Here is a 12,520-nt window from a genome sequence, read left to right as displayed (position 1 = left end):
AAACCGTCCTGGTGGACCGGCGCTGGGCCCCTCACGTGAGATAGAGCAAGCCAAACGCATTATCGACCAGGCAGAATACCGCGCCCTCGGCGGACCGGTCAAAACGAGCCCCGGCGACCACTCCTACCTGGCCCGCCGCACCCGCCGCTCGTCCCACACCGGCTCGGGCGTCTCCCGCACCTCGCCGTCCGCCCCGAAGACCAGGAACCGGTCGAAGGAGCGGGCGAACCAGCGGTCGTGGGTGACCGCGAGCACCGTGCCCTCGAACGCCTCAAGCCCCTCCTGGAGGGCCTCCGCGCTCTCCAGGTCCAGGTTGTCCGTCGGCTCGTCCAGCAGCAGCGCGGTCGTCCCGGCCAGCTCCAGGAGCAGGATCTGGAACCGCGCCTGCTGCCCGCCGGAGAGCCGGTCGAAGCGCTGCTCGGCCTGCCGGTCCAGCTCGTAGCGGCGCAGCGCCGAGGTGGCCGGCCCGCGGGCCCTGGCGTGCTCGGTCCACAGGATGTCCAGCAGGGTGCGCCCGACCAGCTCCGGATGGCTGTGGGTCTGCGCGAAGTGCCCGGGCACCACCCGGGCGCCCAGCTTCCAGGCCCCGGAGTGCGCCACCGGCTCGCCCGCCAGCAGCCGCAGGAAGTGCGACTTGCCCGAGCCGTTGGAGCCCAGCACCGCCACCCGCTCCCCGTAGAAGACCTCCAGGTCGAAGGGGCGCATCAGGCCGGTCAGCTCCAGCGCCTGGCAGGTCACCGCGCGCAGCCCGGTCCGGCCGCCCCGCAGCCGCATGGTGATCTCCTGCCGACGCGGCGGCTCCTGCGGCGGCCCGGCCTCCTCGAACTTCCGCAGCCTGGTCTGCGCCGCCCGGTACCTGGACGCCATGTCGTCGCTGCGCGACGCGTACTGCCGCAGGTCCACCACCAGCCGCTTCAGCCGGGCGTGCTGCTCGTCCCAGCGGCGCCGCAGCTCCTCGAACCGCGCGAACCGCTGCTCGCGCGCCGCGTGGAAGCCGTCGAAGCCGCCGCCGTGCACCCACACGTCCGAGCCGGCCGGGCTCGGCTCCACGCTGATGATCCGGTTGGCGGCCCGGGCCAGCAGCTCCCGGTCGTGCGAGACGAACAGCACCGTCTTGCCGGTCTCCGCGAGCCGCCGCTCCAGCCAGCGCTTGCCCGGCACGTCCAGGTAGTTGTCCGGCTCGTCCAGCAGCAGCACCTGGTCGGGCCCGCGCAGCAGGGCCTCCAGCACCAGCCGCTTCTGCTCCCCGCCGGAGAGCGTCCGCACCTCACGCCAGCGGGCCCGCTCGAAGGGCGTGCCCAGCGCCTGGGTGGTGCAGACGTCCCAGAGCGTCTCCGCCTCGTAGCCGCGCGCCTCGCCCCAGTCGGCCAGCGCCTGCGCGTAGGCCAGCTGGGTCGGCTCGTCGTCGTGCTCCATCATCGCCAGCTCGGCCGCGTCCACCGCCAGCGCGGCGTCCCGCACCCGCGGGTCGGCCACCGAAACCAGCAGGTCCCGCACCGTGCGCTCGTCCCGCACGCTCCCCACGAACTGCGGCATCACGCCGAGGCCGCCACTGACCGTCACCGTCCCGCCGTGCGGCCGCAGTTCCCCGGCGAGCAGCCGCAGCAGGGTGGTCTTCCCGGCGCCGTTGGCGCCCACCAGGGCCGCCCGTTCGCCCTCGCCGACCCGGAACGAGGCGTCCGCCAACAGCAGCCGCCCGTCGGGCAGCTGGTACTCGACGTGCGCCGCCTCGATGTGTCCCATTCGACGCAGTCTGCCGACCGCCGGCGGCCGTTGCCAATCCGTTTTCGCACGGCGACCAGAACGGCACGGACCGACGCCGTCTCCGGCCGTCTCACCCCACTAAACTGCGATACATGAGTCAAGGGCAGGGGGGACCCCAGTGGGTCCCCGGGGGAGACGCGCGTCCGGACTGGAACGCGCTGGCCACGGACGCGGACAGGAAGCGCGCCAGGAAGCGCTGGACCGTCATCGGCACCAGCGTCGGCGCGGCGGCGCTGATCGGCGTCGTGGTGGCGCTGGCCATCGTCAACCAGGGTGACGACCAGGGCGGGGGCGGCACGGACGCGGCGACGACCCTGCCGGAGACCACCGAGGAGCCGGACAACGCCGGGCCGACCTTCGGCGAGACCTCGCTCCCGCCGCTGCCGTCGGCCCGCGAGTTCATCAGCGACGCCGAGAAGGACATCGCGCCCTTCGATGTCGCCGGCTTCTACGGTGAGGACGCGCTGGAGGCAGGGGACCGCTCCTACGCCCAGGTGGCCAGCGACGCCACCGAGAGCTGCGCGGACTTCGCCTCCGGCCAGCTGGCCACGCTGCTGGAGGAGCAGGGCTGCACCGGCATGCTCCGCGCCACCTACGCCGGCGGCGGCGTCGCGGTCACGGTGGGCGTCGCCCAGCTCCCCTCCGAGGAGGCCGCGGTCACCGTGCACACCACCAACGACCTCACCGGCACCCTCCAGGCGCTGCCCGGCGGGGACGCCGGGGCGCTCTGCGACCGCGGCGGCTGCCGCGCCACCCGCAACCAGGTCGGCCGCTACCTCTACCTCACCATCGCGGGCAACGCGGACGGCACCCCGGACGGCGGCGACGGCACCCCGGCCCAGCAGGCCGCGCGGGACGGCAACGACCACGCCTTCGCGCAGATCATCAGGCGCGGCGAGGCCCAGGCGTCCGCCTCGGCCAGCGCCATCGTCGAGGAGCGGCAGCGCGCCAGGGACGAGGCCGACGAGTAGCGAGCCGACGGGCCGGCCCGTCGGCTCAGCCGGCCACCGGCCCGTCGGCCGGCTCAAGGCCCAGCGTGCGCAGCGTCCTGGCCTCCCGGTTCCGGTCGGCCAGCCGCTCGTCCGCCGGATAGGCCACCTCCTCCAGGGTCAGGCCGTGCGGCCGCACCACGTGCACCGCCGAGTCCCGCACCCCGCCGGCCAGCACCCGCGCCGGCCAGTCGGGCGGCCGGTGGCCGTCCCCGACGAAGAGCAGCGCGCCCACCAGCGCCCGCACCATGTTGTGGCAGAACGCGTCCGCCCGCACCGTGCCCTCGATCACCCCGTCCGGCTCCCGCCGCCAGCCCAGGGTGAGCAGCCGGCGGATGGTGGTGGCGCCCTCCCGGCGGCGGCAGTAGGCCGCGAAGTCGTGCTCCCCCAGCAGCAGCGCGGACGCCTCGTTCATCGCGTCCACGTCCAACGGCCAGTTGTGCCACAGCACGTGCCCGCGGCGCAGCGGGTCGACGCCGCCCGGGTGGTCGCTGACCCGGTAGGCGTAACGGCGCCAGAGCGCGGAGAACCGGGCGTCGAAGTGCTCGGGCGCCTCGGCCACCCGCCACACCCGCACGTCGTGCGGCAGCCGGCCGGCCAGCCGGCGCAGCAGCCGCTCCCGCTGCTCCGCCCACACCGCCACCGGCAGGTCCACGTGCGCCACCTGCCCGCGCGCGTGCACCCCGGCGTCGGTCCGGCCGGCCACCGTCAGCTCGAACGGCTGCTCCGCCCTGGTCACCACCCGCAGCGCGTCCTCCAACTCGGCCTGCACGGTGCGCCGGCCGCGCTGCCGCGCCCAGCCGGAGAACTCCCGCCCGTCATACGACAGATCGAGCCGCACCCGGACCAGACCGGAGCGGGTTTCCTCGCCCACGGCGAGCTCCTCTCGGGGAAGGGGTCATACGAGCGGGCCCGCACCTGACACAGGTGCGGGCCCGTCGGAGTACCGGGAACCGGAAGGACTCAGTCGTCCTTCTTCTCCTCGGCCTGCTCACCGGCGGCCTCGGTGGCCTCGGCCTGCGGCTCGGCGGCGGCGGTCTCCTGCTCCTTGACCGCGCGCTTGGTCGCGCCCTCGGCCTCGCCCACGGCCTTCTGCTGCACCGTCAGCGCCTCGACCAGCTCGATCACGGCCATGGGCGCGTTGTCGCCCCGACGCGGACCGATCTTGGTGATCCGGGTGTAACCGCCGGGGCGGTTCTCGTACCGGGGGCCGATGTCGGTGAAGAGCGTGTGCACCACGCTCTTGTCCCGGATGGTCTGCATCACCTGGCGACGGTTGTGCAGGTCGCCCTTCTTCGCCTTGGTGATCAGCCGCTCGGCCACCGGGCGCAGCCGGCGGGCCTTGGCCACCGTGGTGGTGATCCGGCCGTGCTCGAAGAGCTGGGTGGCGAGGTTCGCCAGCATCAGGCGCTCGTGGGCGGGGCTGCCGCCCAGCCTGCGGCCCTTGGTGGGCGTAGGCATGTCTCTCTCCTGTCATCTCTGCACCGGCCGTGTCAGGTACCGGTGTCAGCCATCCGGGGCCGGTCGCCCCGGAAGTCGTTCAGCGGGCCCGGGGCGTCACCGCCCCGGGCCACCGCTGGTCAGTACTGCTCGGTCTCGGCGAAGCCGGTGTCGCCGTCGTCCTCGGCGCCGAAGGCGTCGGCGGCCGTGGTCGGGTCGAATCCGGGCGGGCTGTCCTTGAGGGCCAGACCCATGCCGGCCAGCTTGGCCTTGACCTCGTCGATCGACTTGGCGCCGAAGTTCCGGATGTCCAGCAGGTCGGCCTCGGAGCGGGCGACCAGCTCACCCACCGAGTGGATGCCCTCGCGCTTGAGGCAGTTGTAGGAGCGGACGGTCAGCTCCAGCTCCTCGATCGGCAGCGCCAGGTCGGCGGCGAGCGCGGCGTCCGTCGGCGACGGGCCCATGTCGATGCCCTCGGCGTCCACGTTCAGCTCGCGGGCCAGGCCGAAGAGCTCGACCAGGGTCTTGCCGGCCGAGGCCATGGCGTCCCTGGGCCGCATGGCCTCCTTGGTCTCGACGTCGACGATCAGCTTGTCGAAGTCGGTGCGCTGCTCGACTCGGGTCGCCTCGACCTTGTAGGTGACCTTCAGCACGGGGCTGTAGATGGAGTCGACCGGGATCCGGCCGATCTCCTGGCCGACCTGCTTGTTCTGCACCGCGGAGACGTAGCCGCGACCGCGCTCGACGGTCAGCTCCATCTCCAGCTTGCCCTTGTTGTTCAGGGAGGCCAGCACCAGGTCGGGGTTGTGCACCTCGACACCGGCCGGCGGCGCGATGTCGGCGGCGGTCACCAGACCGGGGCCCTGCTTGCGCAGGTACATCACGACCGGCTCGTCGTGCTCGGAGGAGACGACCAGCTGCTTGATGTTGAGGATCAGGTCGGTGACGTCCTCCTTGACCCCGGGCACGGTGGTGAACTCGTGCAGCACGCCCTCGACCCGGATGCTCGTCACGGCGGCACCGGGGATGGAGGAGAGCAGCGTGCGCCGCAGGGAGTTGCCGAGGGTGTAGCCGAAGCCCGGCTCCAGCGGCTCGATGACGAACCGGGAACGGAACTCGTCCACGACCTCTTCGGTCAGGGAGGGACGCTGAGCGATCAGCATGAAGAAAACTCCAGTCTTCGGCACCCGCTATTTGATGCCGAGCCAGACGATGTGGGTGGGGGACCTTCCAGGGTACGGGGGCCGCCAGGTGAACCATGTCACCCGACGACCCCCGCGGGCCGGGAAGGCCCGAGCCGGTTGTCGCTTCGCGGGGCGGGCCCCGCGAGGTGTTACTTCGAGTACAGCTCGACGATCAGCTGCTCCTGCACCTGGGTGTCGATCACCTGGCGCTCGGGCAGCGAGTGGACCAGGATCCGCAGCCGCGACGGGACGGACTCCAGCCAGGCCGGAACCGTCTTGTCGCCGGCCTCGGCCTGCGCCACCTGGAACGGCGTCAGGGCGCGGGACGACTCCCGCACCTCGACGATGTCGCTCGGCGAGACCCGGGCGGACGGGATGTCCGTCTTCCTGCCGTTGAGCAGGATGTGCCCGTGCCGGACCAGCTGACGAGCGTGGTCACGGGACTTGGCGAAGCCCGCGCGGTAGACCACGTTGTCCAGCCGGGACTCCAGGATCCGGAGCAGGTTCTCACCCGTCTTGCCGGACTGGCGGTTGGCCTCGTTGTAGTACCCCCGGAACTGCTTCTCCAGGATGCCGTAGATGCGCGCGCACTTCTGCTTCTCGCGCTTCTGCAGCAGGTACTCGCTGTCCTTGGTGCGCCCGCGTCCGTGCTCACCCGGGGGGTAAGGACGGATCTCGATCGGGCACTTCGCGCTCTCGCACTTAGCTCCCTTGAGGAAGAGCTTCTGCTTCTCCCGACGGCAACGCTTGCAGTCGGCCCCGGTGTAACGCGCCATTTTGTTGTGTCTCCTACTTCGGCTGGGTCAGACGCGGCGGCGCTTCGGCGGGCGGCAGCCGTTGTGCGGGGTGGGGGTGACGTCCTGGATCGAGCCCACCTCCAGGCCGGTGGCCTGGAGCGAGCGGATCGCGGTCTCCCGGCCGGAGCCGGGGCCCTTCACGAAGACGTCGACCTTGCGCATCCCGTGCTCCTGCGCGCGCCGGGCGGCGTTCTCCGCGGCCATCTGCGCGGCGAACGGCGTGGACTTACGCGAGCCCTTGAAGCCGACGTGGCCAGCCGAGGCCCAGGAGATCACGTTGCCCGTGGGGTCGGTGATCGAGACGATCGTGTTGTTGAACGTGCTCTTGATGTGGGCGTGCCCGTGAGCGACGTTCTTCTTTTCCTTCCGGCGCACCTTCTTGGCGCCGGCCGTACGGCCCTTTGGAGGCATGTAGCTCTCTCACTCCCGTGGAGGTGGTCGGTCCTGCCAGTGACGGACCGGTGGTCTACGTCCTGGCGGACTACTTCTTGCCCGGCTTCTTCTTGCCGGCGATCGCGCGACGCGGGCCCTTGCGGGTGCGGGCGTTGGTCTTGGTCCGCTGGCCGTGCACCGGCAGCCCACGACGGTGCCGAAGCCCCTCGTAGCACTGGATCTCGACCTTGCGACGGATGTCGGCCTGGATCTCCCGACGGAGGTCACCCTCGGTCCTGAAGTTGCCGTCCACGTAGTCGCGGAGCTTGACGAGGTCTTCCTCGGCGAGGTCGCGCACGCGGGTGTCCGGGTTCACCCCGGTGTTGGCCAGCGTCTGCTTGGCAAGGGTGCGCCCGATGCCGAAGACATAGGTGAGGGCGACCTCGACGCGCTTGTCGCGCGGGAGGTCAACGCCTGCGAGGCGTGCCATGTAAGTGGCTCCTGTTGGATACTCGGAGGTCTGCCGCAGCACCGTTCCCGTAAGACTCGATGGGCTTACGAGCCGGGTCCCCGGCCTCCGACCGGGGGTGTCGTCCCCGCGCTGAGCGAGGGGTCGGGTGACTGCGTTTTTACTTGTCGCTAGCGTCGCGGCGAAGAGTGCTGCGAGTCGTGCGGTGCGTCAGCCCTGGCGCTGCTTGTGGCGCAGGTTCTCGCAGATGACCATGACGCGCCCGTGGCGGCGGATCACCTTGCACTTGTCGCAGATCTTCTTGACGCTCGGCCTGACCTTCATGGGTGTGAGGATCTCCGGGTCTCGATCTGTCTCGATATGAGGTTCTACTTGTAGCGGTAGACGATCCGCCCGCGGGTCAGGTCGTAGGGAGACAGCTCCACCACGACCCGGTCGTCGGGAAGAATACGGATGTAGTGCATCCGCATCTTGCCGCTGATGTGCGCGAGGACCTTGTGCCCGTTCTGGAGCTCCACCTTGAACATGGCGTTCGGCAGAGACTCGACGACGGTGCCCTCGATTTCGATGGCCCCTTGTTTTTTGGCCATACTTGAGCGCTTCACCTTCCGGGATCGGCTACCTGGATGGCCCTGGACAGACGGGTGCACCAGGACCGACGAATCAGTCTACGACAGCCCCACCCGAAAAGACGAATCGGTGATTCTTCCCCGGGCAGCTGATCATTATGCCAAGGGATCGGGGGCCGCCGTCACGCCCAGCTCGGCGAGCTTGGCCCGGCCGCCGTCCACCGCGGTCAGCACCAGCGGGCCGCGCTCGGTCAGCGCCACCGAGTGCTCCCAGTGCGAGGCCCAGGTGCCGTCGTCGCTCTTCACGGTCCACTCGTCGGCCAGCACATGGGTCCGAGGGGTGCCCAGGGTCAACATCGGCTCGATCGCCAGGCAGAGCCCGGGCACCAGCTTGGGGCCGCGGCCCCTCCCCCGCTCGACGTAGTTCAGCACGTGCGGGTCCATGTGCATCTCGGAGCCGATGCCGTGTCCGCCGTACCCCTCGACGATGCCGTACTTGCCGGACGCCGGCTTCGGCTGGCGCCGGACGTAGGTCTCGATCGCCCGGGAGACGTCCACCAGGCGGTTGCCCTTGCGCATCGCGGCGATGCCGGCCCAGAGCGACTCCTCGGTCACCCGGTTCAGCTCGACCAGCTCGGCCGGCCGCTCGGCCGTCGCACCGCCGACGAAGACGGTGAGCGCCGCGTCCGCGTGCCAGCCGTCCACGATCGCGCCCGCGTCGATGGAGAGCAGGTCGCCGTCCCTGAGCACGGTGCCCTCGCCGGGGATGCCGTGCACCACCACGTCGTTGACCGAGGTGCAGATGTTCCCGGGGAAACCGCCGTAGCCCAGGAAGTTGGGCTTGGCACCGTGGTCGGCCAGCGTCCGCGCGGCGACCTGGTCCAGATCGGCCGTGGTGGCCCCCGGCACCGCCGCCTCGGCGCACCTGCGGTGTATCTCGGCCACCACCAGACCCGCGGCCCGCATCCGGGCGATCTGCTCCGGGGTCTTGATCTCCACCATCGGAAGGGTTCCTTTCGGCGCCGGCGGTCGGCCGGCCGTCAGCCGGCCGAGCAGCCGGCGCTCACCAGCGGGTGGCGCGTCAGCCGAGGTTCGGCAGGACGGCCAGCGCCCGCCGGGTCACCTCGGGCACCGGGGCGAGGGCCGGGATCGTCGACACCAGGCCCTGCTCCCGGTAGTAGTCGATGATCGGCTCGGTCTCCTCGTGGTAGACCGCGAGCCGATGGCGGACGGTGTCCGCCTGGTCGTCCTCGCGCTGGTACAGCTCCCCGCCGCAGACGTCGCAGACGCCCTCGGTCCGCGGCGGGTTGTACGCCGTGTGGAAGACGTGCGCGCTGTCCCGCCGGCACATCCGGCGGCCGGCGATCCGCTTGACCACCTCGTCCTCGGGGACCTCCAGGTCCAGCACCGCGTCCAGCTTCTGGCCGGCCTCGGCCAGCGAGGTGTCCAGCGCCTTCGCCTGACCGATGTTCCGCGGGAAGCCGTCCAGCAGGAAGCCGTTCGCGGCGTCGGGCTGGGCCATCCGGTCGGCGGCCATGGCGATGGTCACCTCGTCCGGGACCAGCCCGCCCTCGCGCAGAATCGACTCGACCTTCCGGCCCAGCTCCGTGCCCTCGGTGATGTTGGCCCGGAAGAGATTGCCGGTGGAGATGTGCGGGATGCCGAGCTGTTCGGCCAGCAGGGCGGCCTGTGTGCCCTTGCCCGCACCCGGCGGTCCGACGAGGACGATGCGCATCAGCGGAGGAACCCTTCGTAATTTCGCTGGTGGAGCTGGCTCTCGATCTGCCGCACGGTCTCCAGACCCACACCCACGATGATCAGGATCGACGTGCCACCGAACGGGAAGTCCTGCTGCGCGTCGAACATGACCAGAGCGACGGTGGGCACCAGGGCGATCAGGCCGAGGTACAGCGAACCAGGCCAGGTGATCCGGTTCAGTACGTAGCTCAGATATTCGACCGTGGGCCTGCCTGCCCGGATACCCGGGATGAAACCACCATACTTCTTCATGTTCTCGGCCACGTCCTCAGGGTTGAAGGTGATGGCCACATAGAAGAAGGCGAAGAAGACGATCAGCAGGAAGTACGTGGTGATGTAGTACGGGTGGTCACCGCCCGTGAAGTACCGCTGCACCCAGTCCGTCCAACCGCCGGACTCACTGCCGGCGAACTGCACCAGGAGCTGCGGGATGTAGAGCAGCGAGGAGGCGAAGATCACGGGGATCACGCCGGCCTGGTTGACCTTGAGCGGGATGTAGGTCGAGGTGCCGCCGTACGAGCGACGCCCGATCATCCGCTTGGCGTACTGCACCGGGATACGACGCTGGGCCAGCTCGACGAAGACCACCAGGCCCACCATGGCGAGACCACAGGCCACCACGGTGCCGAACTCGATCCAACCGTCGGCCAGGCTGCCCTGCTGCTTGATCTGCCAGAGCGAGGCCGGGAAGCCGGCGGCGATGGAGACGAACATCAGCATGGACATGCCGTTGCCGATGCCGCGGTCGGTGATCAGCTCACCCATCCACATGATCAGCGCGGTGGCCGAGGTCAGCGCGATGACCATCACCAGGGTGGTGAAGATCGAGTCGTCGGGGATGATGTCGTTCCGCACCGTGCACTGGGGGAACAGGGTGCCACTGCGAGCGGTGGCGACCAGGCCGGTGGCCTGGAGCACCGCGAGGGCGATGGTGAGGTAGCGGGTGTACTGCGTGATCTTCGCCTGGCCGGACTGCCCCTCCTTCTTCAGGGCCTCCAGCCGCGGGATCACCACCACCAGCAGCTGGAGGATGATGCTCGCCGTGATGTACGGCATGATCCCCAGCGCGAAGATGGTGAGTTGCAGCAGCGCACCGCCGCTGAACATGTTGACCAGCCCGAAGAGCCCGGAACCGGCGCCCGCTTCGGCCTCTTTCACACATTGATCGACGTTCTGGAAGCTCACGCCGGGCACAGGTACGTGCTGGCCCAGCCGGAACACCACGACGATGCTCAGGGTGAAGAGCAGCTTTTTACGCAGATCAGGCGTTTGGAACGCCCGGGCGAACGCGGTGAGCACGGCTCCTCCTGCACCCCCCGCGCCACGCGAGAGGTTAGGGTCTTGAAGTCCAACGGATATGACAGTTCAGTCTGCTGGCGGCACAACGACCGCCACCTTACCGGCGGATGGGCCTGGCCGGAACGACTGACCGGGGATGCCCGCTTCTCAGGCACCCCCGGTCACTCAGTTCACCGGCCGAAGATCCACCGGCAATTAGGACAACTCGGTCACGGAGCCACCGGCCGCGGTGATCTTCTCCTTGGCGGAGCCGGAAACGGCGTCAACCGTCACCGTCAGCGCCACCGAGATCTCGCCGCTGCCCAGCACCTTCACGAGCTGGTTCTTGCGCACCGCGCCCTTGGCCACCAGGTCGGCCACCGTCACCTCACCACCCTCGGGGTAGAGGGCGGCGAGCTTCTCGATGTTCACCACCTGGAAGTACTTGTGCGCCGGGTTACGGAAACCCTTGAGCTTGGGCAGCCGCATGATCAGCGGCAGCTGCCCGCCCTCGAAGCCGGCCCGCACCTGGTACCTGGCCTTGGTGCCCTTGGTACCGCGACCCGCGGTCTTGCCCTTGGACGCCTCACCACGACCCACCCGGATCTTGGCCTTCTTGGCGCCCGGGGCCGGGCTGAGGTTGTGCAGCTTCAGCGGGCCGCTCGACGCGTTCCCCTTTTCGAGGTCAGCCATCTCAGTCCACCTCCTCGACCGTCACCAGATGCCGCACGGTCTTGGCCATGCCGCGGATCTCCGGCCGGTCTTCCTTGACCACCACGTCGTTGATCCGCCGCAGCCCGAGGGAGCGCAGCGTCTCGCGGTGGTTCTGCTTGGTCCCGATGCGGGACCTGACCTGGGTGATCTTCAGCTGTGCCATCACGCACCCACTCCGGCGCGGGCACGCAACAGGGCGGCCGGCGCCACGTCTTCGAGGGGCAGACCGCGGCGGGCCGCGATCTCCTCGGGACGCTGGAGACCGCGGAGCGCGGCCACCGTGGCGTGCACGATGTTGATCGGGTTCGACGAACCGAGCGACTTGCTCAACACGTCGTGGATGCCCGCGCACTCCAGCACGGCGCGCACCGGGCCACCGGCGATCACGCCGGTACCGGGCGAAGCCGGCTTGAGCAGCACCATCCCGGCCGCTTCCTCACCCTTGATCGGGTGCGGAATCGTGCCCTGGATGCGGGGGACCTTGAAGAAGTGCTTCTTCGCGGCCTCCACGCCCTTGGCGATGGCGGCCGGCACCTCCTTGGCCTTGCCGTAGCCGACACCGACGGTGCCATCGCCGTCGCCCACCACGACAAGCGCGGTGAAGCTGAAGCGACGACCACCCTGAACTACCTTGGCGACACGGTTGATCGCGACGACGCGCTCGACGTACGCGGTCTTCTCGGCGGCGGAACCGCCGTCCCGACCCTTACGATCCCGCCGCTCGCCACCGGCGCCGCCACCGCGACGCTGGGGTCCAGCCATTGGTTACTACCTCTCTCGAATCTTCGGACGGGACCGGCTCAGAACTTGAGCCCGGCCTCGCGCGCGGCGTCCGCCAACGCGGCCACCCGGCCGGCGTACTTGTTGCCACCGCGGTCGAACACGACGCTCTCCACACCGGCGGCCTTGGCCCGCTCGGCGACCAGGGCGCCGACCTGCTTGGCCTTGTCGCCCTTGGCGCCCTCGGCGCCCCGGATGGAGACATCGAGCGACGAGGCCGAGGCCACCGTGTGCCCGATGGTGTCGTCCACGACCTGCGCCACCATGTGGCGGTTGGACCGGGTCACCACCAGACGGGGACGCTCGGACGTGCCCGAGATCTTCTTGCGGATGCGGATGTGCCGCCGCTTGGTGGCCGCCCGCTTCCGTGCGTCGCCCTTGGCGATCTTGACACCGTATGCCATGG

At 70.0% G+C, this 12,520-nt stretch carries 17 protein-coding genes; 1 reads left to right on the top strand and 16 read right to left on the bottom strand.

Annotated features, from left to right (window positions below; translation table 11 throughout):
- Window positions 1-123: 123 nt before the first annotated feature.
- Complete coding sequence (locus tag RM844_RS15975; RefSeq protein ID WP_311667856.1) at window positions 124-1,743, bottom strand: ABC-F family ATP-binding cassette domain-containing protein; 1,620 nt, start codon at window positions 1,741-1,743, stop codon at window positions 124-126.
- 113 nt (window positions 1,744-1,856) lie between these two features.
- On the opposite strand from RM844_RS15975, the gene RM844_RS15970 reads away from it, so the two are divergent.
- Window positions 1,857-2,735 (top strand): hypothetical protein, encoded by an 879-nt coding sequence (locus RM844_RS15970; RefSeq protein ID WP_311667855.1) that lies wholly within the window; start codon window positions 1,857-1,859, stop codon window positions 2,733-2,735.
- 25 nt (window positions 2,736-2,760) lie between these two features.
- On the opposite strand, the gene truA is transcribed toward RM844_RS15970, so the two are convergent.
- The 15 genes from truA to rplR all read right to left on the bottom strand — a co-directional run bounded on the left by truA (window position 2,761) and on the right by rplR (window position 12,518).
- On the bottom strand, window positions 2,761-3,627 hold the full coding sequence (gene truA, locus RM844_RS15965; RefSeq protein WP_311667854.1) for a tRNA pseudouridine(38-40) synthase TruA: 867 nt from the start codon (window positions 3,625-3,627) through the stop codon (window positions 2,761-2,763).
- An 89-nt stretch (window positions 3,628-3,716) separates the two neighbouring features.
- A complete protein-coding gene (rplQ, locus tag RM844_RS15960) occupies window positions 3,717-4,214 on the bottom strand; it encodes a 50S ribosomal protein L17 (RefSeq protein ID WP_311667853.1) in 498 nt (165 codons plus the stop codon).
- Between the two features lie 119 nt (window positions 4,215-4,333).
- Complete coding sequence (locus RM844_RS15955; RefSeq protein WP_311667852.1) at window positions 4,334-5,356, bottom strand: DNA-directed RNA polymerase subunit alpha; 1,023 nt, start codon at window positions 5,354-5,356, stop codon at window positions 4,334-4,336.
- Window positions 5,357-5,526: 170 nt separating this feature from the next.
- Window positions 5,527-6,153 (bottom strand): 30S ribosomal protein S4, encoded by a 627-nt coding sequence (rpsD, locus tag RM844_RS15950; protein WP_311667851.1) that lies wholly within the window; start codon window positions 6,151-6,153, stop codon window positions 5,527-5,529.
- 27 nt (window positions 6,154-6,180) lie between these two features.
- Window positions 6,181-6,585, bottom strand: a complete 405-nt coding sequence (rpsK, locus tag RM844_RS15945) for a 30S ribosomal protein S11 (protein ID WP_016473404.1) — start codon at window positions 6,583-6,585, stop codon at window positions 6,181-6,183.
- A gap of 70 nt (window positions 6,586-6,655) precedes the next feature.
- The gene (gene rpsM, locus RM844_RS15940) at window positions 6,656-7,036 is read right to left on the bottom strand and encodes a 30S ribosomal protein S13 (RefSeq protein ID WP_311667850.1); all 381 of its coding nucleotides are present in this window, start codon (window positions 7,034-7,036) and stop codon (window positions 6,656-6,658) included.
- A 189-nt stretch (window positions 7,037-7,225) separates the two neighbouring features.
- A complete protein-coding gene (gene rpmJ, locus RM844_RS15935; RefSeq protein ID WP_049567412.1) occupies window positions 7,226-7,339 on the bottom strand; it encodes a 50S ribosomal protein L36 in 114 nt (37 codons plus the stop codon).
- 44 nt (window positions 7,340-7,383) lie between these two features.
- Window positions 7,384-7,605, bottom strand: a complete 222-nt coding sequence (gene infA / locus RM844_RS15930) for a translation initiation factor IF-1 (protein WP_311667849.1) — start codon at window positions 7,603-7,605, stop codon at window positions 7,384-7,386.
- Window positions 7,606-7,740: 135 nt separating this feature from the next.
- Complete coding sequence (gene map / locus RM844_RS15925; protein WP_311667848.1) at window positions 7,741-8,586, bottom strand: type I methionyl aminopeptidase; 846 nt, start codon at window positions 8,584-8,586, stop codon at window positions 7,741-7,743.
- Between the two features lie 79 nt (window positions 8,587-8,665).
- Complete coding sequence (locus RM844_RS15920; protein WP_311667847.1) at window positions 8,666-9,319, bottom strand: adenylate kinase; 654 nt, start codon at window positions 9,317-9,319, stop codon at window positions 8,666-8,668.
- Window positions 9,319-10,641: a preprotein translocase subunit SecY gene (gene secY / locus RM844_RS15915; protein WP_311667846.1), complete on the bottom strand. Its 1,323-nt coding sequence runs from the start codon at window positions 10,639-10,641 to the stop codon at window positions 9,319-9,321. Before secY ends, RM844_RS15920 begins: the two co-directional genes overlap by 1 nt.
- Window positions 10,642-10,836: 195 nt before the next feature.
- A complete protein-coding gene (gene rplO, locus RM844_RS15910; protein ID WP_311667845.1) occupies window positions 10,837-11,313 on the bottom strand; it encodes a 50S ribosomal protein L15 in 477 nt (158 codons plus the stop codon).
- A 1-nt stretch (window position 11,314) separates the two neighbouring features.
- Window positions 11,315-11,497 carry a 50S ribosomal protein L30 gene (gene rpmD, locus RM844_RS15905; RefSeq protein WP_097230406.1) on the bottom strand — a complete coding sequence of 61 codons (183 nt, stop codon included), beginning with the start codon at window positions 11,495-11,497 and terminating at the stop codon, window positions 11,315-11,317.
- Complete coding sequence (gene rpsE, locus RM844_RS15900) at window positions 11,497-12,096, bottom strand: 30S ribosomal protein S5 (protein ID WP_097230405.1); 600 nt, start codon at window positions 12,094-12,096, stop codon at window positions 11,497-11,499. The genes rpmD and rpsE overlap by 1 nt, the downstream gene beginning before the upstream one ends.
- A gap of 38 nt (window positions 12,097-12,134) precedes the next feature.
- On the bottom strand, window positions 12,135-12,518 hold the full coding sequence (gene rplR, locus RM844_RS15895) for a 50S ribosomal protein L18 (protein ID WP_311667844.1): 384 nt from the start codon (window positions 12,516-12,518) through the stop codon (window positions 12,135-12,137).
- Window positions 12,519-12,520 lie beyond the last annotated feature (2 nt).

This window comes from Streptomyces chisholmiae (assembly GCF_031845445.1).
Classification (GTDB): Bacteria; Actinomycetota; Actinomycetes; order Streptomycetales; family Streptomycetaceae; genus Streptomyces; species Streptomyces chisholmiae.
Note: the sequence above shows the minus strand (reverse complement) of the source record. Positions and strands in the feature narration are given on the sequence as shown.

What these genes read in the sequence shown, in the direction of transcription:
- rplQ (WP_311667853.1), bottom strand. Translation starts at nt 4,214, where the DNA reads ATGCCTACGCCCACCAAGGGCCGCAGGCTGGGCGGCAGCCCCGCCCAC.
- rplO (WP_311667845.1), bottom strand. Translation starts at nt 11,313, where the DNA reads ATGGCTGACCTCGAAAAGGGGAACGCGTCGAGCGGCCCGCTGAAGCTG.
- rpmJ (WP_049567412.1), bottom strand. Translation starts at nt 7,339, where the DNA reads ATGAAGGTCAGGCCGAGCGTCAAGAAGATCTGCGACAAGTGCAAGGTG.
- rpsK (WP_016473404.1), bottom strand. Translation starts at nt 6,585, where the DNA reads ATGCCTCCAAAGGGCCGTACGGCCGGCGCCAAGAAGGTGCGCCGGAAG.
- rplR (WP_311667844.1), bottom strand. Translation starts at nt 12,518, where the DNA reads ATGGCATACGGTGTCAAGATCGCCAAGGGCGACGCACGGAAGCGGGCG.
- RM844_RS15970 (WP_311667855.1), top strand. Translation starts at nt 1,857, where the DNA reads ATGAGTCAAGGGCAGGGGGGACCCCAGTGGGTCCCCGGGGGAGACGCG.
- infA (WP_311667849.1), bottom strand. Translation starts at nt 7,605, where the DNA reads ATGGCCAAAAAACAAGGGGCCATCGAAATCGAGGGCACCGTCGTCGAG.
- RM844_RS15955 (WP_311667852.1), bottom strand. Translation starts at nt 5,356, where the DNA reads ATGCTGATCGCTCAGCGTCCCTCCCTGACCGAAGAGGTCGTGGACGAG.
- rpsM (WP_311667850.1), bottom strand. Translation starts at nt 7,036, where the DNA reads ATGGCACGCCTCGCAGGCGTTGACCTCCCGCGCGACAAGCGCGTCGAG.
- map (WP_311667848.1), bottom strand. Translation starts at nt 8,586, where the DNA reads ATGGTGGAGATCAAGACCCCGGAGCAGATCGCCCGGATGCGGGCCGCG.
- rpmD (WP_097230406.1), bottom strand. Translation starts at nt 11,497, where the DNA reads ATGGCACAGCTGAAGATCACCCAGGTCAGGTCCCGCATCGGGACCAAG.
- rpsE (WP_097230405.1), bottom strand. Translation starts at nt 12,096, where the DNA reads ATGGCTGGACCCCAGCGTCGCGGTGGCGGCGCCGGTGGCGAGCGGCGG.
- RM844_RS15920 (WP_311667847.1), bottom strand. Translation starts at nt 9,319, where the DNA reads ATGCGCATCGTCCTCGTCGGACCGCCGGGTGCGGGCAAGGGCACACAG.
- RM844_RS15975 (WP_311667856.1), bottom strand. Translation starts at nt 1,743, where the DNA reads ATGGGACACATCGAGGCGGCGCACGTCGAGTACCAGCTGCCCGACGGG.
- rpsD (WP_311667851.1), bottom strand. Translation starts at nt 6,153, where the DNA reads ATGGCGCGTTACACCGGGGCCGACTGCAAGCGTTGCCGTCGGGAGAAG.